Origin of the sequence: Cellulomonas sp. KRMCY2 (assembly GCF_000526515.1) — a bacterium.
Lineage (GTDB): Bacteria > Actinomycetota > Actinomycetes > Actinomycetales > Cellulomonadaceae > Actinotalea.
Map to the genome: position 1 here is coordinate 1,898,603 of NZ_JAGF01000001.1, position 21,974 is coordinate 1,920,576.

A 21,974-nucleotide genomic window follows, 5' to 3' on the forward strand; every position below is an offset into this window, starting at 1 on the left:
CGGCAGGGTCGCGCCGTGCTCAGACGGCGCCGTCGAAGCCGAGCTGGCGCCAGGCCTCGTAGCTCGCGATCGCTGCGCAGTTCGACAGGTTGAGGGACCGGCGGTCCGGCAGCATCGGGATCCGGACCTGGGCCGTGATCCGGGGGTGCGCCAGGACGTGGTCGGGCAGACCGGTGGGCTCGGGGCCGAAGAGGAGCACGTCGTCGGGTCGGTAGGAGATGTCGGTGTGCCGCCGTGTCGCCTGCGTCGTGAAGGCGAGGACGCGTGCGCCGGGGCACGCGGTGAACGCGGCCTCGAGGTCCGGGTGCACGACGACGTGCGCGAGGTCGTGGTAGTCGAGACCCGCGCGGCGCAGCTTGGGTTCGGACAGGTCGAAGCCGAGCGGCTCGACCAGGTGGAGCTCGGCCCCCGTCGCGGCGGAGAGCCGGATCGCGCTTCCGGTGTTCCCGGCGATCCGAGGCTCGAAGAACATCACGCGCAGCACGCGCCGAGTCTGCCACCCGGGCCACATGATCGGCGTGAGTGACTAGCGTTGCCGCCATGACGCACTCACCCTGGACAGCGGCCGACGACCGCTACGACACCATGACCTACCGCCGGACCGGTCGCAGCGGCCTCGACCTGCCCGCCCTCTCGCTCGGCCTGTGGCACAACTTCGGTGCCGGCCACTCGTTCGAGAACCAGCGCGCCATCCTGCGCCGGGCCGTGGACCTGGGGATCACGCACATCGACCTGGCCAACAACTACGGGCCACCGCCCGGCTCGGCCGAGGAGACGTTCGGTACGGTCCTGGCCAAGGACCTGCGCCCGTACCGCGACGAGCTCGTGATCTCGTCCAAGGCCGGCTACGACATGTGGCCGGGCCCGTACGGCGACGGTGGCTCGCGCAAGTACCTGCTGAGCTCGCTGGACCAGTCCCTGCGGCGGATGGGGCTGGACTACGTCGACATCTTCTACTCCCACCGGCCCGACCCCGCCGTGCCGATCGCCGAGACGATGGGTGCGCTGCACACCGCGGTCACCAGCGGTCGGGCGCTGTACGCCGGGATCTCCAACTACTCCCCGGCGCAGACCCGGGTGGCGGCGCAGGTGCTGGCCGACCTCGGCACGCCGCTGCTGATCCATCAGCCGAGCTACTCGATGTTCAACCGCCACATCGAGCTGGTCGCCGACGGGCAGCAGGAGTCGCTGCTCGACGTCGTCGGTGACCTGGGCATCGGAACCATCGTCTTCTCACCGTTGTCCCAGGGCCTGCTCACCTCGCGCTACCTGACCGGCGAGGTGCCGGCCGGGTCACGCGCGTCCGTCGGGCGCTTCCTGCAGGCCGAGCGGATCTCCCCGACGTACCTGGCGCGCGCCCGGGCGCTGCAGGAGATCGCGGCCGGCCGCGGCCAGTCGCTCGCGCAGCTCGCGCTCGGCTGGGTGCTGCGCGATGCGCGGGTCACCTCGGCGCTGGTCGGTGCGAGCAGCGTCGCCCAGCTCGAGGACAACGTCGCCGCGCTCGCGGCCGGGCCGCTGTCCGACGACGAGCTCACGGCGATCGAGGAGTACGCGGTCGACGGCACGGCTCGATGATCGGCGCCGGGCGATGAGCGGCGGCATCGGGCGATGAGCGGCGGCCCGGGGGCCGACCACCTGGGGGCCTACGGCGACTGGGTCGACGCGGCTGCGCGGCGTGGCGACCTGTGGCCGGTCGACCTCGACGGGGCGGCGCTGCGTGGCGCCGTGCGCGGCATGCTCACCTTCGGTGACGACCCGGGTCGCCGCGACGGCCCGCTCGGTGTGCAGGTCGGGCGGACCTGGGTCACCGACGGGCTGCGTGGCGAGGAGGTCTCGTGGAGCGTCGGGTACGGGCCGCGGACCGCAGCGTGGGTGCTCCGCCCGGACACCGACGAGGTGCTGCCCGGCGTCGTCGCCCTGCACTGCCACGGCCGGGTCAAGCGGTACGGCAAGGAGAAGCTGTCCGACGGGCCGGACGGCCCGGCCGTCGGCATCCCGACCGTCCGCGACGACCTGTACGACGGTCGGGCCTATGCCGACGACATGGCGCGCCAGGGGTACGTCGTGCTGGTCCACGACGTCTTCCTGTGGGGGAGCAGACGGTTCGACGCCGCGACGATCGGTGCCGCCCTCGGCCGCGCGCCGGTGCCGTCGGAGGCGGCAGAGGCGGCAGAGATGGCCGAGACCGCCGAGACGGCTGAGACGGCTGAGACGGCCGAGACCGCCGAGACGGTCGAGACCCTCGCGCAGTACGAGGATCTCGCTGCCGCGCACGAGCATCTCGTCGCCAAGTACTGCACCGTGCTCGGGACGAGCCTTGCGGCCGTCGTGAGCCACGAGGACCGCGTTGCCACCGCGTACCTCGCCGGGCGTCCGGACGTCCGCCCCGACCGGATCGGCTGCGTCGGCCTGTCCGGCGGAGGCGCGCGCGCCGCCTTCCTGCTGGCCACCTCCGAGCACATCCGCGCCGCGGTGGTCGTCGCGATGATGAGCACGCAGCGTGCGCTCCTGCCGCAGCACGTGGCCCCGCACACCTGGATGTTCTTCCCGCCGGGCCTCGCGCGGCTCGGGGACTGGCCCGACGTCGCGGCCAGTGGCGCGCCGGCCCCGCTCCTGGTGCAGTACCGGCGCCACGACGAGCTGTTCCCCCCGCAGGGCATGGCCGCGGCGCACGAGCGTCTGATCGCCCGGTATGCCGCGGCGGGTGGGCCCGCCGCCTACACCGGCGAGTTCTACGACGGCGGCCACGCGTTCAGCCGCCCGATGCAGGACCGCGCCTTCGCCTGGCTCGGCGAGCAGCTGGCCTGAGCTGCCGGACCCTCGGAGCGGCACCGCGCCCCGGCCGCCGGAGGTGTCGCTCGGCGCGAGGCGCCCGGGGTCGGCGGAAGGGACCAGTGACACTCCCGCCCGATCGGCGTCCCGCGTAGGCCCCCGGTTGCTCTGGAGGAACGATGCGCACGACTGTCGTCACGGGCTCGGCATCAGGGATCGGCGCAGCCCTCGCACAGCTGCTGACGTCACGCGGGGAGCGCGTGATCGGGGTGGACATCCACGACGCCGACGTCGTGGCGGACCTGACCACCGCCGAGGGGCGCGATGCCCTGGTCGCGGGTGTCACCGAGCTGTCCGGCGGGCACATCGACGCGGTCGTCGCGAACGCCGGCCTGGCCCACCCGATCCCCGCGACCATCGCGGTGAACTACTTCGGCGCGATCGCCACGCTCGAGGGCCTGCGGCCGCTCCTTGCCGGTTCGCCCGCGCCGCGCGCCGTGGTGACCTGCTCGATGGCCAGCCTGATGCCCAACGACCCGGAGCTCGTCGAGCTGTGCCTCGCGGGCGACGAGACGGGTGCGCTGGCCAGGGCCGCCGTGCTCGCCGATGGCGCGGAGACGGGCGGGCTGATCTACGGGAGCAGCAAGGCAGCGGTGGCGCGGTGGCTCCGCCGCAACGCGGCGACCCCGGCGTGGGCCGGCGCAGGCATCCCGATCAACGCGATCGGCCCCGGGATCGTCGTCACCCCGATGACCGCCGACCTGGTCGACACCGAGGAGAAGCGCGCGGAACTCCGGCAGGTGGTCCCCATGCCGCTCAACGGCTTCATGGGGCCGGAGGTGCCGGCGGCACTGCTGGCCTGGCTCGTCAGCGTGGAGAACTCGCACCTGTGCGGCCAGGTCGTCTTCGTCGACGGCGGCTCGGACGTCGTGATCCGCGGCGAGTCCACCTGGTGAGGTGACCGGGTGGGGTGCCCCCGGCCGGGTGCGTCTGCGCGCCGGGCCGGGGACCGATCACGTGGTCCTGCGTCTGGGGCCGGTTCTGCTCAGGCCAGGACGGCGGTGATCACCAGGAGGACCGGGACGGCGAGCACCGTCGTGACCAGACCGGCGTCGCGCGCGAGCGGCTGCTGCCGGCCGTACTGCATCGCGTAGACCAGGACGTTCTGCGCCGTCGGCAGCGCCGCCATGGCGGTCACGGCCAGCAGGAGCTCGCCGGTCAGGCCGAGGGCCGTGCCGATCAGGGCGGCGAGGACCGGGTGGACGACCGATCGCAGCAGCACGACGAGCACGAGCTCGCGGCGGACCGGCTGGACGTCGGTGGTCCGCGGCACGGCCAGCGCCATGCCGAAGGTGAGCAGCGCGAGGGGTGCCGCCGCGGCGCCGATCATGGCGAACGGTCCGAGGACCACCTCCGGCAGGCGCCACGGCAGGGCCGCGAGCACGAGACCCGACAGCGCCCCGACGATGATCGGATTGCGCAGCGTCCGGCCGGCGACGCGCCGCGCGAGCAACGCCCCGCGGACGGACCTGCGCCGAGGTCCGGGCAGTGCCGCACCGTCGTCGTCGTCGGCCGTCCGTGGCTCTGGCGGGACCGCGCGTGCGTCGAGCACCGTGAATGCGACCGGCGCGAGGATCAGCAGCTGGTAGAGCAGCGGCGGCACGACGGCGACCGCATCGCCCAGCAGGTACACCGCCAGCGGCAGGCCGAGGTTGCCCGCGTTGACGTACGACGACGCGAGGGTGGCCACGGTGACGTCCGCCGCGGGCCGCCGCCACATCCCGCGCAGCACGACGAGCGCGATGAGCACGACCGCCGACGTGCTGAGCGCCGTGACGAGGGCCGACCGGGACAGCAGCAGGTGCAGGTCCGCACGGGCGACCGTGACGAGCAGGAGGCAGGGCGTCGCCACCGTGAACACGACCCTGGCCAGGACCGCCGGACCGGCCGGCCCGAGCGTCCCACGGCGACCGAGGACCCAGCCGAGTGCGACGATCGCGCCCATCGTGCCGAGTGCCGTGACGATGGCCCCCATCAGCGCCGGCACCCGGCGTCGGTGGGGGCCATGGTGCCCTCAGGTCCATGCCGTGACGGAAGCATGGCCCGATCCTCCCAGAGGCGACGGCTGCCCGGGTCGGGCGGCGTCCCTCGCACCGGGTTCACGAGCTGCAGCTGCCGGCAGGAGTCAGGGGCCCGGGCGCGGATCGGGTGGGTGCGGGCGTGACCGCGGCCGCAGGACCAGCGCGACGGCGGCGGTCGCGGCCAGGGCGAGCGAGCCCGTCACTGCCAGGCCGAGCCGGACGCCGAGCTGTTCGGCCAGCCACCCCTGGAGCAGCCCGCCGCACGCGTGCCCACCGAGCAGCGCCGGGGAGTAGATCGCCATCACGCGGCCGCGGACCGACGGCTCGGCCGCCAGCTGCACGTAGGTCGCGGCGCTGGTCAGGAAAAAGAGCGTGGCTGCCCCGACGACGACGAGCATGGCCAGGAAGGCCCCCTCGGTGGGCATCGCGGCGGCGACGACCTCGGCCGCGCCGAACAGCGCGGCACCCAGGACGACCGTGCGGACCCTGAGCCGGCCACGACGTGCGGACAGGACGGCGCCGACCACGGCCCCGACCGCTCCCGCCGTGTTGTACAGGCCGAAGCCGCGTGCGCCGGTCTCCCAGACCTCCTCGGCGAAGGTCGACAGGACGACCGGGCCGTTGAGCCCGAGCGCGCCCATGAACCCTGCGAGGGCCACGACGCCCAGCAGGTGCGGTCGACCTGTCACGTAGCCGAACCCCTCGCGCAGCTGACCGCGGGCACGGCCGGTGGTGGGGACGTGACGGAGCGCGCCCGGGCGGATTGCGGCGATGAGGGCGATGACCGCCACGCCGACCAGGGCGTTGATGCCGAAGGCCCAGCCCTGACCCACCTCGGCGATCACCAGGCCGGCCAGGGCCGGGCCCGCCAGGCCGCCGCCCTGGCTGACGGCGTTTGCCAGGCTGATCGCCGGGCGCAGCAGGGAGTCCCCGACGACCTCGTTGACCAGCACCTGGCGCGCCGGCATCTCGATCGCGGCGACCAGTCCGAGCGCCACCGCCAGGGCGTAGAGGTGCCAGACGGCGACGGTGCCGGTCAGGGTGAGCGCGGCCAGGGTCACCGCCACGAGCACCGAGGCGGTCTGGGCCCCCAGGACCAGGTGGCGCTTGTCGTGCCGGTCGGCGATCACCCCGCCGAGCGGGCCGACGACCAGCAGGGGGAGGAACTGCAGCGCGACGACGACGCCGACGGCGGCCGGGCTGCCCGTGAGCTCGAGGACGAGCCAGTCCGTCGCCATCCGCAGCATCCACATGCCGCTGCCGCCGAGCAGCTGGGCGGTCAGGTAGAGCCGGAAGGGGCCGCTCCCGAACAGCGCCCGAGTCTGCCCCGACCCGCCCCTCACGCCGTCGGCCCCGGGTTCGGTGGCGGGAGCGGCGAGGGCGCGGGCGTCAGGGGAGGCGGACGTGCTGGGGACCGAGCTCGGTCACGGTGCGGACGCCGAGCAGAGCCATCGTGCGGCGGACCTCGGCGGTGAGGATCTTCGCGGCGCGGTCGACGCCCCGTTCGCCACCGGCCATGAGCCCGTAGAGGTAGGCGCGGCCCACCATCGTGGCGTCGGCGCCGAGGGCCAGGGCGGCGACGATGTCGGTCCCGTTGAGGATGCCGGTGTCCGTCCACACCTCGGCGCGGCCCTCGAGCGCGTCGACGACGTCGGGGAGCAGCCGCAGCGGCACCGGGGCGCGGTCGAGCTGCCGCCCACCGTGGTTGGACAGCACCACGACGTCGGCTCCGGCGTCGACCACGCGACGGGCGTCCTCGACCGTCTGGATCCCCTTGATGATCAGTGGCCCGTCCCAGCTCGCCCGGAGCCACTCCAGGTCGGCGAGGGTCATGCTCGGGTCGAACAGCTGGTCGATGAGCTCGGCGACGGTGCCGTCCCAGGAGGACAGCGAGGCGAAGGTCAGGGGCTCGGTGGTGAGCAGGTTGAACCACCAGGCCGGGTGGGTCGCCGCGTCGAGCACGGTCTTGACCGTCAGCGACGGCGGGATCGAGAAGCCGTTGCGGACGTCGCGGAACCGCGCACCGGCGACCGGCACGTCGACCGTGAGCATGAGCGCCTCGAACCCGGCTGCCTTGGCCCTGGCCATGAGGTCCACACCGGCGGAGCGGTCCTTCCAGACGTAGAGCTGGAACCACCTGCGCGCGTCGGGTCCGGCGGCGGCGACGTCCTCGATCGTCGTCGTGCCCATGGTCGAGAGCGTGTACGGGATCCCGTGGCGCTGCGCTGCGCGCACGACGGCCCGCTCGCCGTCGTGGTGCATGAGCCGGGTGAAGCCGGTGGGGGCGAAGGCGAACGGCACGCTCGCCGGCCGCCCGAGCATCGTCGTCGTGGTGTCGACGACCGAGACGTCGCGCAGGACCGAGGGCCGCAGCTCGAGCCGGCGGAACAGGCTCCGCGCCCGCCGCAGGCTGATCTCGGCATCGGCCGCACCGTCGGTGTAGTCGAAGACCGAGCGTGGCGTCCGGTGCCGCGCCGCCCGGCGGAGGTCGGCGATCGACAAGGCTCGCTCGAGGCGACGTGTGGTCGGGTCGAGCTCGATCGGCCGACCCCGCAGCAGGGGCTTGAGCTCGGACCACCGGGGAAGCTGTCGGTCAGTCATCGTGGCTCCGTCGACACGCGAGGGCTTTCGGTCGGCACGAGGTTATAACGTTTCAAACCGTGACGCACCGCAGTCGGCCAGATGGCCCGATCGCGCGTGACGTACCGAGCCACGCGCCACGGGCGGTCGGGTGCCCACGAGCGACCTGGGCTCGGAGGCTCCAGACGGTCGAGATGCTTGTAACGATTCAATCTCGCCGCCCGGCGGTCTTGACGTGCCTCGGAGGGCGTCCATACGCTGGGGAAGCGTTTTCCGACGAGCAAGGAGGCTCACGACGATGAAACGATCCATCCTCAAGCTGGCGGGACTGGCTGCTGCCGCCGCACTCACGCTGACGGCCTGCAGTGGCGCTGACACCGCCGAGGCCCCGGACGCCGCCGACGGCACGGCCGAGGCCACCGAGGCGAGCAGCGACGAACCCGTGACCCTCACCGTCACCTGGTGGGGCAACGACGACCGTGCCGCGCGGTACGAGGAAGCCCTGGCGCTCTTCGAGGCCGAGCACCAGAACATCACGATCCAGCCCTCCTTCACGGACTGGCCCAACTACTGGCCCGCGCGGGCCACCGAGGCCGCAGGCGGCAGCCTCCCCGACGTCGTGCAGATGGACCTGTCCTACCTGCGTCAGTTCGGTGCGACCGGTCAGCTGTACGACCTCGACGAGCTCCTCGGGGCCGGCATCGACGTCTCGGGCATGGCCGAGACGCTGCTGCCGTCCGGGCAGATCGACGGCACGACGTACGCCGTCCCGATCAGCACGAACGCCTTCGCGATGTTCTACAACCCGGCGATCCTCGCGTCCGCCGGGGTCGAGGCGCCCGGCGAGATGCAGACCTGGGCGGAGTACAACGACTTCCTCCGCCAGGTCAGCGAGGCGGGTGTCACCACCGCGGACGGCAACCTGGTCCACGGGGGCGCGGACTACACCGCCACGTTCTGGATCTTCATCCACTGGCTCAACCAGCAGGGCAAGGACGTCTTCACCGAGGACGGCCAGCTTGCGTTCACCGAGGACGACCTGCGCGAGTGGTGGAACCTGACGGCAGACCTGCGGGCCGACGGCGTCACGTTCCCGGCCGATCGTGCCACGCAGCTGCTCCCGCTGGGTCCGTTCGACTCCCTGGAGACCGGCTCCGAGATGAGCTGGGACAACTTCATCGCCGGCTACCTGACGAACTCCGGCGCCGAGTCCCTCGAGATGATGCCGATCCCGTCGGACGACCCGGGCAACCTCGGGCTGTTCCTCAAGCCCTCGATGCTCTACTCGATCGGAGCGAACTCCGAGCACCCCGCGGAGGCCGCACTGCTGATCGACTTCCTCGTGAACGACCCGGCCGTCGCCGAGGTCTTCGGCACCTCGCAGGGCCTGCGCGCCTCGAGCCTCCAGCGGGACGCGGTCACACTCGAGGGTGCCGACGCCCAGGTCGCGGCCTACGAGGAGTCCATCGCCGAGTACCTGCAGGAGTCCCCGCCGCCGCCCATCCAGGGCTTCGGCACCCTCGAGACCCGCTTCCGCGAGATCTCCGAGGAGATCAACTACGGCAGCACCAGTGTCGACGACGCCGTGAGCCAGTGGTTCAGCGAGGCTCAGCAGACCATCGCCGACAACAGCTGACCCGAGGGTCATTCTCGAACGGACAACCGCGATGACCCCCGACAAGCTCTTCGTCGACCGGATCCACAGCGGGGACGTCCAGTCCCCGGCGGGACCGACGCCCGCGCGGCGTCGGCCCCGCCGGGGCGAGGCCCGCGCCGGCTACGCCTTCCTCGCCCCCTGGCTGCTCGGCTTCTTCCTGCTGACCGCCGGGCCGATGGTGGCCTCCCTCGTGCTGGCCTTCACGGACTACGACCTGTTCAACGCGCCGACGTTCGTCGGCATCGACAACTTCACGCGCCTGTTCGCCGACCAGCGCTACCTCGCCTCGCTCAAGGTGACCGGCCTCTATGTGCTCCTCGGCACACCGATCAAGCTCGCCTCGTCCCTCGCCGTGGCGATGCTGCTCAACAACGCCTTCAGCGCCAAGGGCTTCTACCGTTCGGCCTTCTACCTGCCGTCCCTCGTCGGTGCGAGCGTCTCGGTCGCGATCGTCTGGAAGGCGATGTTCATCGACGGCGGGATCGTCGACCGGATCGGCCAGGGCTTCGGCCTCGAGGCCGGTGGCTGGGTCGGCGACCCGGGCAAGACCATGCCGATGTTCGTCCTGCTGACCGTCTGGCAGTTCGGCGCTCCGATGGTGATCTTCCTCGCCGGTCTCAAGCAGGTGCCCGCCGAGCTCTACGAGGCGGCGGCCGTCGACGGCGCAGGCCCGGTACGGAAGTTCCTCGCCATCACGCTTCCGATGCTCTCGCCGGTGCTCTTCTTCAACCTGCTCCTGGAGACGATCCACTCGTTCCAGATCTTCGCGTCGGCCTTCATCATCTCGGGCGGCTCGGGTGGCCCGGCCAACTCGACGCTCTTCTACACCCTCTACCTCTACATCCGCGGGTTCGCCGACTTCAAGATGGGCTACGCCTCCGCGATGGCCTGGATCCTGGTCATGGTCGTCGGCCTGGTCACGCTGGTGTTCTTCAAGTCCTCGAAGCTCTGGGTCCACTACAGCGGGGAAGAGAAGTGAGCGCCGTGAGCACGCCGACGACTGTGAGCACCAACCCGCCCCGGCGGGCGCCCGCGAAGGCACGCCCGACGGGGCTCCGGGGCCGAGGTCCGCGGCGTGCGCTGGTGTTCCACGTGCTGTCGCTCGCCCTGCTGGCGGTGGTGCTCTACCCGGTGATCTGGATGCTCGTGTCGTCCTTCCGGCCGACTGCCGAGATCATCGGCAACGTCAGCCTCTTCCCGGACGAGGTGTCCTTCGACAACTACGCCAGGGCCCTGAGCGGGATCGGCGGGGTGTCCTTCTGGACGTTCTTCAAGAACTCGCTCATCCTCGCGGTGGGCTCCGTGGTCGGGATCACGATCTCAGGCTCCCTGAGCGCGTACGCGCTGGCCCGGATCCGGTTCCCCGGTCGCAACCTGTGGTTCGGCCTGATGATCGCGACGCTCCTGCTGCCGTTCCACGTCGTGATCATCCCGCAGTACATCGTCTACAACAGCCTCGGCCTGGTGAACTCGTTCTGGCCGCTGCTGCTGGGCAAGTTCCTCGCCGCCGAGGCCTTCTTCGTGTTCCTCATGGTGCAGTTCATGCGCAACCTGCCGCGTGAGCTGGACGAGGCGGCTCGCATCGACGGCGCCGGTCACCTGCGGATCTACCGCTCGATCATGCTGCCGCTGATGAAGCCGGCGCTCGTGACGTCCTCGATCTTCGCCTTCATCTGGTCGTGGAACGACTTCTTCGGGCCGCTGCTCTTCCTCAAGGACCCGGCGCTGTACTCGTTGCCCATCGCGCTGCGGCTGTACGTCGACCAGACCAGCACGTCCGACTACGGCGCGCAGATGGCGATGGCCGTCCTGGCCCTGGTGCCGGTGATCCTGTTCTTCATCATCTTCCAGCGGCACCTCGTCGAAGGCGTCGCGACCCAGGGTCTGAAGGGCTGAGCGATGGCGCGGGTCGACCCTGCAGCGCCCGCCGGTCCCCGGTCCGGGCGGGTGGCACCCGAGCGGGTGCGGCAGCCGGGCAACCGCCGGACGCCGCTGCCGCACGGTTCGTCGTCGTTCGCCCTGCTCGCCGAGGTCCTGCTCGTCGGGCTGGTCGTCGCGATCCTGAGCATCCCGGTCCTGACCATTCTGCCGGCGCTCGCCGCGGGCGTGGTGCACCTGCGCCGGCACCTCGACGGGCGCGGCGACCGGGTTGCGGACCTGCTCCGGCTGTTCGTCGTGGCCTGCCGAGGGGTGTGGCTGGTGTCGATCGCCGGGGTCGGGGCCGTCCTCGTCCTCGGGTTCAACATCTGGCTGCTCCGGACGGCGGCCGCCGACGCGTTCCGGCTTCCCGGCGTCGCGTCGGGGGTCGTGCTCGCGGCACTCGCCGTGGTGCTCCTGCGCAGTGCGGGCGGATGGCGACCGGGGTCGGCCTGGTGGCCCGCCGTCCGGGCGGCCGCGCGGCGGAGCCGGGACGACCTGCGCGGTACCGGGATGCTCCTGATCGCCCTCGTGCTCGCCGGCGTGATCGTGTGGATGCTCGTGCCGCTGGCCCTGGTCGTCGGCGGCCTGCTGGCGCTGGCGGTGCTGGCCGTCGAACGGCATGCGGACGGCGGTAGTCTCGCCCCGACGGAAGGCGCTTTCCTGACCCGAACACCGACACGCACTGACACCCCTGACACGCCTGACACGCACTGACGCTCACCACCGAGGACGACCGTGACCAAGATGCCCGTGACCAGTACGCCCGTGAGCAGCACGCCTGTGACACAGCGACGACGCTACGCAGTGGCCGGCACCGGCCACCGTGCCTGGATGTACATCGACGCGATCCTCGGCGAGCACGCCGACGTCGCCGAGCTCGTGGCCTGGTGCGAGCCCAACCCGACCCGCATCGACTACTACGACGCCCTGGTCGCCGGACGCGGCGGTGCGGCAGCGCTGCCGCGCTACACCCCGGACGCCCTCGAGCAGATGATCGACGAGCAGCGCGTCGACGTCGTGGTCGTGACCGCACCGGACCACACGCACGCCGACCTGGTCTCGCGCACCCTCGCCGCCGGCGCCGACACCGTGGTGGAGAAGCCCCTGACGATCGACGCCGCGGGCTGCCGGACCATCACCGGCGCCGTCGCGGCCACCGCGCGGGACGTCGTGATGACCTTCAACTACCGCTATGCCCCGCGCAACAGCTCGCTCAAGGAGGTCATCGCCTCGGGTGTGATCGGCACGGTGAGCTCCGTGCACTTCGAGTGGGCGTTGGACACGGTGCACGGTGCGGACTACTTCCGGCGCTGGCACCGCGAGAAGGACCGTTCCGGTGGCCTGCTGGTCCACAAGTCGAGCCATCACTTCGACCTGGTCAACTGGTGGCTCGCCGACACCCCCGAGCGGGTCTACGCGAGCGGAGCCCTGCGGTTCTACGGAGCCGACGCGGCGGCGTCGCGAGGCATGGGCCCGCGCCCGGAGCGCGGGACCGGCCATGCCGAGGACCCGTGGTGCCTCGACCTGAACCAGGACCCGCGGCTCAAGGCCCTGTACCTGGACGCCGAGCACCACGACGGCTACCGGCGTGACCAGGACGTCTTCGGTCCCGGCATCACCATCGAGGACACGATGTCCGTCCTGGTCGACTACCGCGGTGGTGCGACCCTGACCTACTCGCTCAACGCGCACTCCCCGTGGGAGGGCTACACGGTCACCGTCAACGGGACGGCGGGCCGGGCCGAGCTCTCGGTCGTCGAGCGGGGATCGGTCGAGCTCGACGAGGACGGCCGCGCCGTGCTCGACCCGAGCGCGACCCCGGGTGCGTTCGCCGGCGACGTGCTGCGTCCGATCGGCGACCACCTCCTGGTGCAGAAGCACTGGGAGCGCGCCACCGAGCACGCCATCCCGGCGGGGATCGGCGGGCACGGTGGTGGCGACGCGATCCTGCTCGCCGACGTGTTCCGTGGACCGGGCGCCGACGCGCTCGGGCGCCCGGCCGGGTACCTCGACGGAGTCCGCGCCGTCGCCGTCGGCATCGCGGCGAACGAGTCCATGCGCACCCGCCAGGCCGTGGCGATCGCCGACCTCGACCTCGGTACCGTCCTGTGACGCGCCGACTGACCGTCCGGCACGACCTGGACCGCTCGGTCCAGGTCGCCTGCGACGGGCAGCCGCTGCTCACCTACGTCTACCGACCGGACGACGTGCAGCTGGAGTCCCCGCGGCCCTACTTCCACCCGCTGCACACGCTCGGCGGCGACCTGATGAGCCTGTTCCGTCCGCACGACCACGTCTGGCACAAGGGCATCGCCTGGTCGCTGCCCGACGTCGGGCCGCACAACTTCTGGGGTGGGCCCAACTACGTCCACGGGCAGGGCTATGTCCAGCTCGAGAACGACGGGTCGATGGATCACGACCGCTTCACGGCCATGGCGGTCGACGACGACGGCGTCCGGGTCGCGCACGACCTCGTGTGGCACGCCCAGCCCACCCCGGGCCAGGCGGTCGGTGACGAGGTCGTCCGCGAGTCCCGATCCTTCGGCGTGACGGTGCCCGCGGCCGCCGAGGGCGTGTGGGTGCTGACCTTCGCGTCGGCGATCACCAACATCAGCGGTGCGCACCTCGACATCGGCTCGCCGACGACCAAGGGGCGCGAGAACGCCGGCTACGGCGGACTGTTCTGGCGCGGGCCGCGGTCCTTCACCGGTGGCACGATCCTCGCCCCGGGGCACGCGGGGGGCGAGGAGATCCGCGGGACGCGCGCCGGGTGGATGGGCTTCACCGGTCAGCACGACGGGACCGCGAGGCACTCGACGCTCGTCATGGTCGACGACGCGGCCAACCCGCAGCACCCGCCGCAGTGGTTCATGCGCAACGAGTGGTTCGCGGGGGTCAACCCCGCACCGTTCTTCAGCGCGGAGGTGCCGTTCGGGCCCGGCGCGGCGCTGACGTTCCGGTACGCCGTGGTCATCGCCGACGGCGGAGCCGACCCGGACCGTGGTGCGGAGCTCGCCGCGCTCGGCCGGGTGGCCCTGGCCGGGCTGATGGGTGAGGAGCACTGATGGGTGCGGAGCGCTGATGGGTGCGACGGGACCGTCGACCGGTGGGTTCACCCTTCCGGGCGAGGCGGGCCACGAGGACTACACCCTGGCGATGGCCGAGCGGTGGGGCGCCGACGTCATCCGCGACTCGGACGGGACGAGCCTCTCGCGCGAGATCCTCGACTCGGGACTCGGCATCTACTCGACCCTGTGCCTCGTCCGCGAGGACAACGAGTGGGCCACGGCCCATCCCGACAAGCTCCAGCAGAACTTCCTCATGACCACCCCGGTGACCGCAGACAGTGACGAGGTCACGATCGACCTGCTCGCCGGCTACTCGCGGGACCAGTTCGTGGTCGACGACCGGGACGGGCTCGAGCTCTGGCAGGTCTTCGACCGGACGACCGGCGTCGAGGTCCGGCCCGAGCGGTGGGAGCTCGTCGAGGGTGGCCGCGTCACCGTGCACGGAGCGGAGGCCTGGCACACCTACACCGTCAACTTCCTCGTGACGCGGATCTGGGAAGAGATCTCGATGTACAACCACGTCACCAACGGCTGGGGCGATCGCGAGCACCTGCGCGCCGTCGAGCCCCGCGACCCCGAGGTCCGCGAGCACCTGCTCGCCTGGCTCGAGCAGTGGTGCGTCGACCACCCCGACACCACCGTGGTCCGGTTCACCTCGCTGTTCTACAACTTCGCCTGGTTCTGGGGCGACGACCCGCAGCTGCCGCACGTGTACGCCGACTGGGGCTCCTACGACTTCACGGTCAACCCTGTCGCCCTGCGGGAGTTCCGCGCCACGACGGGCCTGACGATCACGTCCGAGGACTTCGTCAACGCCGGCCGCTACACCTCGACCCACAACCCGCCGTCGGGCGTCTACCGCGCCTGGATGGCCTTCGTGCAGGACTTCGTGCTCGACCTCGGTCGGCAGTGTGTCGAGATCGTGCACCGGCACGGCAAGCAGGCGTACGTCTTCTACGACGACTCGTGGATCGGTCTCGAACCCTTCTCCGGGAGGTTCGCCGAGTACGGCTTCGACGGGTTGATCAAGGCCGTCTTCTCCGGCTACGAGGCGCGGCTCTGTGCTGCGGCGGACGTGCCGACCCACGAGCTGCGGCTGCACCCCTACCTGTTCCCGATCGACCTCGAGGGCCGGCCCACCTTCGCGCCGGGCGGAGACCCGACGTCGGACGCGCGCGCCTGCTGGACCACTGTGCGCCGCGCCCTGCTCCGCGCACCGATCGACCGCATCGGGCTGGGCGGCTACCTGAGCCTGACCGAGCCGTTCGAGGACTTCCAGGACTACGTCGCGCAGGTCGCCGCCGAGCACCGTCTCATCCGCGCCTTGCACGCCGAGGGCGCGCCGCACGCGTCGCCCGTGCGCGTCGGCGTCGTGACGGCGTGGGGAGCGCTGCGGACCTGGAGCACCTCGGGGCACCTGCACGAGAACCCCGACCTGCTGCTCACCCACGTGCTGGAGTCCCTCGCCGGGCTCCCGCTCCGGGTCACCTTCCACTCGCTCGCCGCGGTCGCGGCCGACGGCGTGCCCGGTGACATCGACGTGCTGGTCAACGCGGGCGACGCCGGGTCGGCGTGGTCGGGTGGCGACGCCTGGGCCGAACCCGCCCTGGTCAGCGCCGTGACCGCGTTCGTCGCGCGCGGCGGCGGGCTGGTCGGCCTCGGCCAGCCGTCGGCCACGGCCTTCTCGACCCGGTTCTTCCAGCTCGCCGACGTGCTGGGCGTCGACCAGGACACCGGCGACCGGATCCGCGTCATGGCGCGGACCTTCGACGTCGCGCCGACGCACCCGGTGCTCGACCACGGGGCCGACGTGGCGGGTCTGGCCCCGCGACCGGGGGTGTTCGTGACCCGCAGCGACGTGACGGTCCTCGCGGCTCACGGGACGAACCCGCTGGCCACGGCGGCCCGCTTCGGGGACGGGCGCGCCGTCTACCTCACCGGGCACCGCCACGGACCCACGGCCGCCCGTCGGCTGGAGAACGCGATCCTGTGGGCTGCGGGCACGGACCGTGGCGGGTGGTGGGCCCAGGACCCGCGGGCCGACGTGGCCGCGTTCCCGGCCTCGGGCCGCCTCGTCGTGGTCAGCGCCGCGGACGAACCGATCACGACGACGGTGCACGGCGGCACCCCCCGCACCGTGACCGTCGCACCGGGCGGGATGGTCACGCTCGCGATGTGAGCTCAGGTCCCGCCAAGGTCCAGCTCGACGTCCTCGTCACGATCGCAGACGAGCACTCCGTCGACCACGCGCAGCAGCGCCGCCTGGATGACCGAGCAGCGCTGCCACCACTCGTCGCCGCGGCGTACCACGACGGGGTCGGTGCCGCCCTCGTGCGCCGGGTCGACGAACAGCGGCGCTGGGATCACGTCGGGGTCGGCACCGCCGTCCCGGGGCGCAGGTCGGTGATGTCGGCGCGCAGCGAGGTGCGGAAACGTGCGTCGGTGTCCAGGCTCGTGGGTGTGACCGGGCGGCGGTGGGTCGCCGACGCGTAGATCGCCGTCACGAGCTCGAGCGGGCGGCGCGCGTGGGTCACCAGGTCGGGCATCGGCGTGCCGGCGACCAGGGCGTCGACCACCGCGCGGACCAGGGGCTCGTGACCGCTCGGCTCGTCCTGGCTCGGGAAGGCCCAGGACGCCACCTGCTCCTCGCCGACGCCGCGGGCCGGCGTGATGCGCCAGCTGTCGCCGCTGTGGCCGTACAGGTGCTCGACCTCGACCGTCGCGAGCTCGGTGTCGAGCCGCACGTAGCTCGTCTCCCGGGGCGACAGGACGCTCGAGACCGCCGTCGCGACGACCCCGTTCGCGAAGCGGATCACCGCCGTGGAGGCGTCCTCCATCTCGATGTCCCGGGCGAGGCGCCAGACCCGTGCGTCCACCTCGGCCCAGTCGCCGAGCAGGTGGGCGAGCAGGTCCATCTGGTGGATGCCGTGGCCGAGCGTCGTGCCGCCACCCTCACCGTCCCAGGTGCCGCGCCAGTCGACCGCGTAGTAGTCGTCCTGGCGCAGCCACAGCGTCTGGCACTGGGCCAGCAGGGGTCGGCCGAGCGCACCCGTGTCAAGCAGCCGCTTGACGTGGGCTGCGGCCGTGCCGGTGCGCTGCTGGAAGACGATCGCGAAGGCGAGCCCGCTGGCGTCGGCGGCCGACTGCATGTCGTCGAGCTCGGCGAGCGACAGCGCGGGGGGCTTCTCGCACAGCACGTTGACCCCGGCGGCGAAGGCGTCGAGCGTCTGCTCGCGGTGCAGGTCGGGCGGGGTGCACAGGATGACCAGGTCGAGCGTCTCGGCGGCGAGCAGCTCGGCGTGGGTCGCATACCGGCCGCGGACGTCGTACGTGTCGGCGAACGCCGTCCTGCGCGAGGCGTTGCGGTTGCTCACGGCAACCAGGTCGATGCGCGGATCGGCCGCCAGGGCTTGCGCGTGCAGGTGCGCGACGGCCCCTGTGCCGACGATCGCGGCTCTCAGGGTGACCGCTGCGGGGGTCGTGCTGGGGGTCACGACGGGCTCCTTCGCTGCGCAGGTGAGGATGCGCAGACTCCGACCCTAGCCACTCGACAGCCGTGCCGTAAATCGTTTCAATCCGGCGTCCCGAGGATCGTGAGGGCCGGTCAGCGGTGCGGGCCCGAGGAGGCGCGGATGACGAGCTCGGGCTGGAACTCGATCTGCTGCGGCGGTGCCGCGCCCCGGCCGGATGCCCGCAGCAGCAGGTCGGCTGCGACGTGGCCGAGGCGGCGCTGGGGCTGTCGGACCGAGGTCAGGGGCGTGGCCAACATCGAGGCGAAGTTGACGTCGTCGTACCCGACGACGGCCATGTCGCCGGGGATCTCGAGGCCGTGGGCACGCAGGGTGCGCATGGCGCCCAGGGCCGTCAGGTCGTTGACGCAGAACACGGCGGTCGATCCCGTGCGGCCGGCCAGGAGCTCGGTCACCCCGGCCTCGCCGCCTTCGGCGTTGAGCGCGGAGACGGTGATCTCGATCATGGCGTCGTCCGGGTCGAGCCCGGCGCCGGCCAGGGCACGCACCATGCCGGCGCGTCGGTCGACGCACTGCCTGATCGTCGGCGGGCCGTTGATCAACGCGATCCGCCGATGACCGAGGCTCAGCAGGTGGTCGACGGCCAGGGCGGCGCCGGCGACGTCGTCGACGGCGACCGAGGAGAGCTCCGCGACCGGCGAGGTGCGGTCGAGCAGCACGATCTCGATGCCGCGGCGGTGCAGCTCGATCAGGTGGTCGATGTCGGGCCCGGCGGGTGTCACGAGGATGCCGAGCACCCCGTGCTCCTCGAAGAGGCGCAGGTAGCGTGCCTCGCGCTCGAGGTCCTCGTCGGAGCTCGCGAGCATGAGGGTGTGGTTGGCCTGCCCGAGGCGGTCCTCGATGCCACGCGCCACCTCGGTGAAGAACGGGTTGGCGATGTCCAGCAGGATCGCCCCGACGGTGGTGATCGTCCCGGCCCGCAGCTGACGGGCCGAGCCGTTGGGCACGAAGGACAGCGCCTCGATCGCGAGCAGCACCTTCTCGCGGGTGGCGGGCGAGACGCGCTCGGGGCGGTTCAGGACGTTGGAGACGGTGCCGAGCGAGACGCCGGCCTCATGGGCGACGTCGCTGATGCTCGAGCGCCGCGGGCTGCGCCCCGGACCGCGCCCCGACGTGGTGACCACCGTGAGTCCCTTCGCTGGACGACCGCGTTGACGCGTGCTTGATCGACTTCTCGGATCATTCTGCCCCTGAAGCGATTCAACACATGACGCGGCGCGCGTGGCCTGCTCGGTCGGCCGAGCGCGCGGGCACCCCGAACGTCCTGGTCTACGACGCCATCTAGATCCCGGACGGCGCACGGCTGCCCTGAGTCCCGGCCTGTCCTGACCTCTCGCCTGCTCCGTGGGTCAGCCGAGCAGCGCCTCGAGCAGGTGCGGACCGTACCGCTCCTGCTTGCTGACCCCGACGCCGGTGACCGTACCGAGCTCCTCGAGGGTCGTCGGGACGCGGGTCGCGATCTCCCGCAGGGTCGCATCGTGGAAGACGACGTACGCCGGCACGCCCTGCTCCTTGGCCGTCGCAGCCCGCCAGGTCCGCAACCGCTCGAAGACCAGGCTCGCGGCACCGTCCAGGTCCGCGGCGGGGGAGACCGCGCCGCGCCTCCCGGTCCGTGGTGTCCGGGCACGGGCCGCCTTGGGCGCCTCGCGGCGGAGCAGCACGCTCCGGGACCCGGACAGGACCTCGGCACTGGTGGGGGTGATCCGCAGCGTCCCGTACCCGTCGGCATCCACCGCGAGCAGACCCTGCGCGAGCATCTGCCGCACGACACCGCGCCACTCGGGCTCCGTCAGGTCCGTCCCGATGCCGAAGACGCTCAGCGACGTGTGCCCGAGCTGCTCGATCCGCGGGGTCGGTTTGCCGAGCAGGACGTCGACCAGGTGGCCGGCGCCGTACCGCTGGTTGCGCTCGCGGTCCAGGCGCACGACGGTCGAGAGCAGCTTCTGAGCGGGGACCGTGCCGTCCCACGACTCCGGCGGCGCCAGGCACGTGTCGCAGTTGCCGCACGCCTCGCTCGTCTGGCCGAAGTACGCGAGCAGCTGCACACGCCGGCACTCGACGGTCTCGCACAGGGCGAGCATCGCGTCGAGGTGCGCACCGAGACGACGCCGGTGCGCGGCGTCGCCCTCGGAGGTGTCGATCATGCGGCGTTGCTGGACGACGTCCTGCAGGCCGTACGCGAGCCATGCGGTCGACGGCAGGCCGTCACGACCTGCCCGCCCGGTCTCCTGGTAGTACCCCTCGACGGACTTGGGCAGGTCGAGGTGCGCGACGAACCGCACGTCCGGCTTGTCGATGCCCATCCCGAAGGCGATCGTCGCGACCATCACCAGACCGTCCTCGCGCAGGAACCGCGCCTGGTTGGTCGAGCGGACCCTGCGGTCCAGCCCCGCGTGGTACGGCAGCGCCGGGATCCCGTTGGCCGTCAGGAAGGCCGCCGTCTGCTCGACGGACTTGCGGGACAGGCAGTAGACGATCCCGGCGTCCCCGGGGTGCTCCGAACGCAGCAGGCCGAGCAGCTGGGTCCGCGGGCTGTCCTTGCCGACGATGCGGTACTGGATGTTGGGGCGGTCGAAGCTCGCCACGAAGTGGCGTGCCCGGGCCAGCTGCAGGCGCTCGGCGATCTCCGCGTGGGTGGCCTCGGTGGCGGTCGCGGTCAGCGCGATGCGCGGGACCGTCGGCCACCGGTCGTGCAGAAGGGAGAGCTGCAGGTAGTCGGGGCGGAAGTCGTGCCCCCACTGGGACACGCAGTGCGCCTCGTCGATGGCGAACAGGGCGATCCGCCCACGGTCGAGCAGGTCGAGGGTCTCCGGGACACGCAGCCTCTCGGGGGCCAGGTAGAGCAGGTCGAGCTCGCCGGCGAGGAAGGCCTGCTCGACGCGCCGGCGTTCGGGGTAGTCCTGGGTCGAGTTGAGGAACCCCGCCCGCACCCCGAGAGCCGACAGGGCGTCGACCTGGTCCTGCATGAGGGCGATCAGCGGCGAGACGACGACTCCGGTGCCCGGGCGTACCAGCGCGGGGATCTGGTAGCAGAGCGACTTCCCGCTCCCGGTCGGCATCAGGACGAGGGCGTCGCCGCCGCCGACGACGGTGTCGATGATCTCGGCCTGCTCGCCACGGAACGTCGGGTACCCGAACACCTCCGCGAGTACCGCCAGGGGTGCGCGAAGGGGCGCAGCCGGCGAGCCGTCGGCGGCCGCCGTGGCCGGCGCCTCCCGGGTCACCTGCATCGCCCGTGCCGCGGCCGCCCCGGCCGTCCCTGCCGCCCCGGTCGGCCGTGCGACAGCGTCCGGCGGGGCGTCGTCGTACGCAGGGTCGTACGGGGGCTCGTCGTCCGCTCCGGTCCAGGCTGCACTCACCCGCACACCCTACGAGCCGCCCCTGACGTCCCGCGCACCGTCCACAGCGGCGAGGCGGGCCGCACCGCGCTGGCACTCGGCCGTCCGTTCGGCGGGCCGTGTGCGGGAACGTGCTGGGAAAGCGCTTGCCGAATGGCTCTCGGCATGTCACTGTTCAGGGCAGACGGAGACGGACGCGAGGAGGGCAACCATGCCGGCTGTGGCGCTGGTCACCGGAGGCAACCGTGGCATCGGCCTCGGCATCTCCCGACGTCTGCTCGCCGACGGGTACGCCGTCTCGATCCTCGCCACGCGCGAGGAGCCCACCGAGGTCCTGGCCGAGCTGCGCGAGCTCGCCGGCACCGCCGAGCGGGTGCGCTACGTGCAGGGCTCCGTCGCCGAGCCGGCGGACCATCGCCGCTACGTCGACGACGCGGTCGCTGCGTGGGGCCGCCTCGACCTGCTCGTCAACAACGCCGGCGTCGCCCCCTCGGTGCGGGCCGACCTGCTCGAGGCCACGACCGAGAGCTTCGACCGGGTGCTGGGCATCAACCTGCGCGGTCCGTACTTCCTCACCCAGGTGTTCGCCAACCGGGTCATCGAGCTCCGGGGGGACCTGCCGGTCGCCGGCGGCCGCGTCGTGCTGCCGGACGCCCCGGTCGCCACGATCGTCAACGTGTCGTCGATCTCGGCCGTCGCGGTGTCGACGAACCGCGGTGACTACTGCGTGTCGAAGGCCGGGGTCGCCATGGCCACGCAGCTGTTCGCCGTGCGGCTGGCTCCCGAGGGCATCGTCGTCCACGAGGTGCGTCCGGGGGTGATCGCGACGGACATGACCGCAGGAGTCACGTCCCGGTACGACGCGCTGCTGGCCGACGGGCTGGCCCCGATCGCCCGCTGGGGTCGCCCGGCCGACGTCGCCGGAGCGGTCTCGCTCCTCGCCTCGGGCCGGACGCCGTACTCGACCGGCGAGGTCTTCCACGTCGACGGCGGCATGCACATCCCCCGCCTGTGAACCCCACCCGGCC

At 72.1% G+C, this 21,974-nt stretch carries 19 protein-coding genes; 11 read left to right on the forward strand and 8 right to left on the reverse strand.

Annotated features, from left to right (window positions below):
- Positions 1 to 19 precede the first annotated feature (19 nt).
- Positions 20 to 484, reverse strand: a complete 465-nt coding sequence (locus K415_RS0109265; RefSeq protein ID WP_024286781.1) for a tRNA (cytidine(34)-2'-O)-methyltransferase — start codon at positions 482 to 484, stop codon at positions 20 to 22.
- A gap of 56 nt (positions 485 to 540) precedes the next feature.
- Here K415_RS0109265 and K415_RS0109270 point away from each other — a divergent pair, with 56 nt between their 5' ends.
- The 3 genes from K415_RS0109270 to K415_RS0109280 all read left to right on the forward strand — a co-directional run bounded on the left by K415_RS0109270 (position 541) and on the right by K415_RS0109280 (position 3,728).
- Positions 541 to 1,575 (forward strand): aldo/keto reductase, encoded by a 1,035-nt coding sequence (locus K415_RS0109270; protein ID WP_024286782.1) that lies wholly within the window; start codon positions 541 to 543, stop codon positions 1,573 to 1,575.
- Positions 1,576 to 1,608: 33 nt separating this feature from the next.
- Positions 1,609 to 2,808, forward strand: a complete 1,200-nt coding sequence (locus K415_RS0109275) for a hypothetical protein (protein ID WP_024286783.1) — start codon at positions 1,609 to 1,611, stop codon at positions 2,806 to 2,808.
- A gap of 143 nt (positions 2,809 to 2,951) precedes the next feature.
- Positions 2,952 to 3,728, forward strand: a complete 777-nt coding sequence (locus K415_RS0109280; protein ID WP_024286784.1) for an SDR family oxidoreductase — start codon at positions 2,952 to 2,954, stop codon at positions 3,726 to 3,728.
- 89 nt (positions 3,729 to 3,817) lie between these two features.
- Here K415_RS0109280 and K415_RS0109285 read toward each other — a convergent pair whose 3' ends face one another.
- The 3 genes from K415_RS0109285 to K415_RS0109295 form a co-directional block, all read right to left on the reverse strand.
- Entirely contained in the window at positions 3,818 to 4,807 is a 990-nt protein-coding gene (locus K415_RS0109285; protein ID WP_024286785.1) for an AEC family transporter, read from the reverse strand.
- Between the two features lie 150 nt (positions 4,808 to 4,957).
- Complete coding sequence (locus K415_RS0109290) at positions 4,958 to 6,196, reverse strand: MFS transporter (RefSeq protein ID WP_024286786.1); 1,239 nt, start codon at positions 6,194 to 6,196, stop codon at positions 4,958 to 4,960.
- Positions 6,197 to 6,242: 46 nt separating this feature from the next.
- Complete coding sequence (locus tag K415_RS0109295; RefSeq protein WP_024286787.1) at positions 6,243 to 7,454, reverse strand: alpha-hydroxy acid oxidase; 1,212 nt, start codon at positions 7,452 to 7,454, stop codon at positions 6,243 to 6,245.
- 277 nt (positions 7,455 to 7,731) lie between these two features.
- Here K415_RS0109295 and K415_RS0109300 point away from each other — a divergent pair, with 277 nt between their 5' ends.
- The 7 genes from K415_RS0109300 to gnpA are packed head-to-tail and all read left to right on the forward strand — an operon-like array spanning position 7,732 to position 16,257.
- Entirely contained in the window at positions 7,732 to 9,069 is a 1,338-nt protein-coding gene (locus tag K415_RS0109300) for an ABC transporter substrate-binding protein (protein WP_024286788.1), read from the forward strand.
- A 31-nt stretch (positions 9,070 to 9,100) separates the two neighbouring features.
- On the forward strand, positions 9,101 to 10,069 hold the full coding sequence (locus K415_RS0109305) for a carbohydrate ABC transporter permease (protein WP_024286789.1): 969 nt from the start codon (positions 9,101 to 9,103) through the stop codon (positions 10,067 to 10,069).
- Positions 10,066 to 10,986 carry a carbohydrate ABC transporter permease gene (locus K415_RS0109310; RefSeq protein WP_369795212.1) on the forward strand — a complete coding sequence of 307 codons (921 nt, stop codon included), beginning with the start codon at positions 10,066 to 10,068 and terminating at the stop codon, positions 10,984 to 10,986. The genes K415_RS0109305 and K415_RS0109310 overlap by 4 nt, the downstream gene beginning before the upstream one ends.
- A 3-nt stretch (positions 10,987 to 10,989) precedes the next feature.
- Positions 10,990 to 11,724 (forward strand): hypothetical protein, encoded by a 735-nt coding sequence (locus K415_RS0109315; RefSeq protein ID WP_155859423.1) that lies wholly within the window; start codon positions 10,990 to 10,992, stop codon positions 11,722 to 11,724.
- A gap of 30 nt (positions 11,725 to 11,754) precedes the next feature.
- Positions 11,755 to 13,122, forward strand: a complete 1,368-nt coding sequence (locus K415_RS0109320; RefSeq protein ID WP_051480857.1) for a Gfo/Idh/MocA family protein — start codon at positions 11,755 to 11,757, stop codon at positions 13,120 to 13,122.
- Positions 13,119 to 14,075: a PmoA family protein gene (locus tag K415_RS0109325; protein WP_034661155.1), complete on the forward strand. Its 957-nt coding sequence runs from the start codon at positions 13,119 to 13,121 to the stop codon at positions 14,073 to 14,075. Before K415_RS0109320 ends, K415_RS0109325 begins: the two co-directional genes overlap by 4 nt.
- Positions 14,076 to 14,091: 16 nt before the next feature.
- Positions 14,092 to 16,257 (forward strand): 1,3-beta-galactosyl-N-acetylhexosamine phosphorylase, encoded by a 2,166-nt coding sequence (gene gnpA / locus K415_RS0109330; protein WP_024286793.1) that lies wholly within the window; start codon positions 14,092 to 14,094, stop codon positions 16,255 to 16,257.
- A gap of 2 nt (positions 16,258 to 16,259) precedes the next feature.
- Here gnpA and K415_RS0109335 read toward each other — a convergent pair whose 3' ends face one another.
- The 4 genes from K415_RS0109335 to recQ all read right to left on the reverse strand — a co-directional run bounded on the left by K415_RS0109335 (position 16,260) and on the right by recQ (position 20,838).
- A complete protein-coding gene (locus K415_RS0109335; protein ID WP_024286794.1) occupies positions 16,260 to 16,445 on the reverse strand; it encodes a hypothetical protein in 186 nt (61 codons plus the stop codon).
- Complete coding sequence (locus K415_RS0109340) at positions 16,442 to 17,572, reverse strand: Gfo/Idh/MocA family protein (protein WP_024286795.1); 1,131 nt, start codon at positions 17,570 to 17,572, stop codon at positions 16,442 to 16,444. The genes K415_RS0109335 and K415_RS0109340 overlap by 4 nt, the downstream gene beginning before the upstream one ends.
- A gap of 110 nt (positions 17,573 to 17,682) precedes the next feature.
- Positions 17,683 to 18,732 (reverse strand): LacI family DNA-binding transcriptional regulator, encoded by a 1,050-nt coding sequence (locus K415_RS0109345; protein ID WP_024286796.1) that lies wholly within the window; start codon positions 18,730 to 18,732, stop codon positions 17,683 to 17,685.
- A gap of 225 nt (positions 18,733 to 18,957) precedes the next feature.
- A complete protein-coding gene (gene recQ / locus K415_RS0109350) occupies positions 18,958 to 20,838 on the reverse strand; it encodes a DNA helicase RecQ (RefSeq protein ID WP_081785209.1) in 1,881 nt (626 codons plus the stop codon).
- 319 nt (positions 20,839 to 21,157) lie between these two features.
- Here recQ and K415_RS0109355 point away from each other — a divergent pair, with 319 nt between their 5' ends.
- Positions 21,158 to 21,961, forward strand: a complete 804-nt coding sequence (locus K415_RS0109355) for a 3-ketoacyl-ACP reductase (protein ID WP_024286798.1) — start codon at positions 21,158 to 21,160, stop codon at positions 21,959 to 21,961.
- Positions 21,962 to 21,974: the final 13 nt, after the last annotated feature.

What these genes read in the sequence shown, in the direction of transcription:
- K415_RS0109270 (WP_024286782.1), top strand. Translation starts at nt 541, where the DNA reads ATGACGCACTCACCCTGGACAGCGGCCGACGACCGCTACGACACCATG.
- K415_RS0109275 (WP_024286783.1), top strand. Translation starts at nt 1,609, where the DNA reads ATGAGCGGCGGCCCGGGGGCCGACCACCTGGGGGCCTACGGCGACTGG.
- K415_RS0109280 (WP_024286784.1), top strand. Translation starts at nt 2,952, where the DNA reads ATGCGCACGACTGTCGTCACGGGCTCGGCATCAGGGATCGGCGCAGCC.
- K415_RS0109285 (WP_024286785.1), bottom strand. Translation starts at nt 4,807, where the DNA reads ATGGGGGCCATCGTCACGGCACTCGGCACGATGGGCGCGATCGTCGCA.
- K415_RS0109295 (WP_024286787.1), bottom strand. Translation starts at nt 7,454, where the DNA reads ATGACTGACCGACAGCTTCCCCGGTGGTCCGAGCTCAAGCCCCTGCTG.
- K415_RS0109300 (WP_024286788.1), top strand. Translation starts at nt 7,732, where the DNA reads ATGAAACGATCCATCCTCAAGCTGGCGGGACTGGCTGCTGCCGCCGCA.
- K415_RS0109305 (WP_024286789.1), top strand. Translation starts at nt 9,101, where the DNA reads ATGACCCCCGACAAGCTCTTCGTCGACCGGATCCACAGCGGGGACGTC.
- K415_RS0109315 (WP_155859423.1), top strand. Translation starts at nt 10,990, where the DNA reads ATGGCGCGGGTCGACCCTGCAGCGCCCGCCGGTCCCCGGTCCGGGCGG.
- K415_RS0109320 (WP_051480857.1), top strand. Translation starts at nt 11,755, where the DNA reads ATGCCCGTGACCAGTACGCCCGTGAGCAGCACGCCTGTGACACAGCGA.
- gnpA (WP_024286793.1), top strand. Translation starts at nt 14,092, where the DNA reads ATGGGTGCGACGGGACCGTCGACCGGTGGGTTCACCCTTCCGGGCGAG.
- recQ (WP_081785209.1), bottom strand. Translation starts at nt 20,838, where the DNA reads ATGCAGGTGACCCGGGAGGCGCCGGCCACGGCGGCCGCCGACGGCTCG.
- K415_RS0109355 (WP_024286798.1), top strand. Translation starts at nt 21,158, where the DNA reads ATGCCGGCTGTGGCGCTGGTCACCGGAGGCAACCGTGGCATCGGCCTC.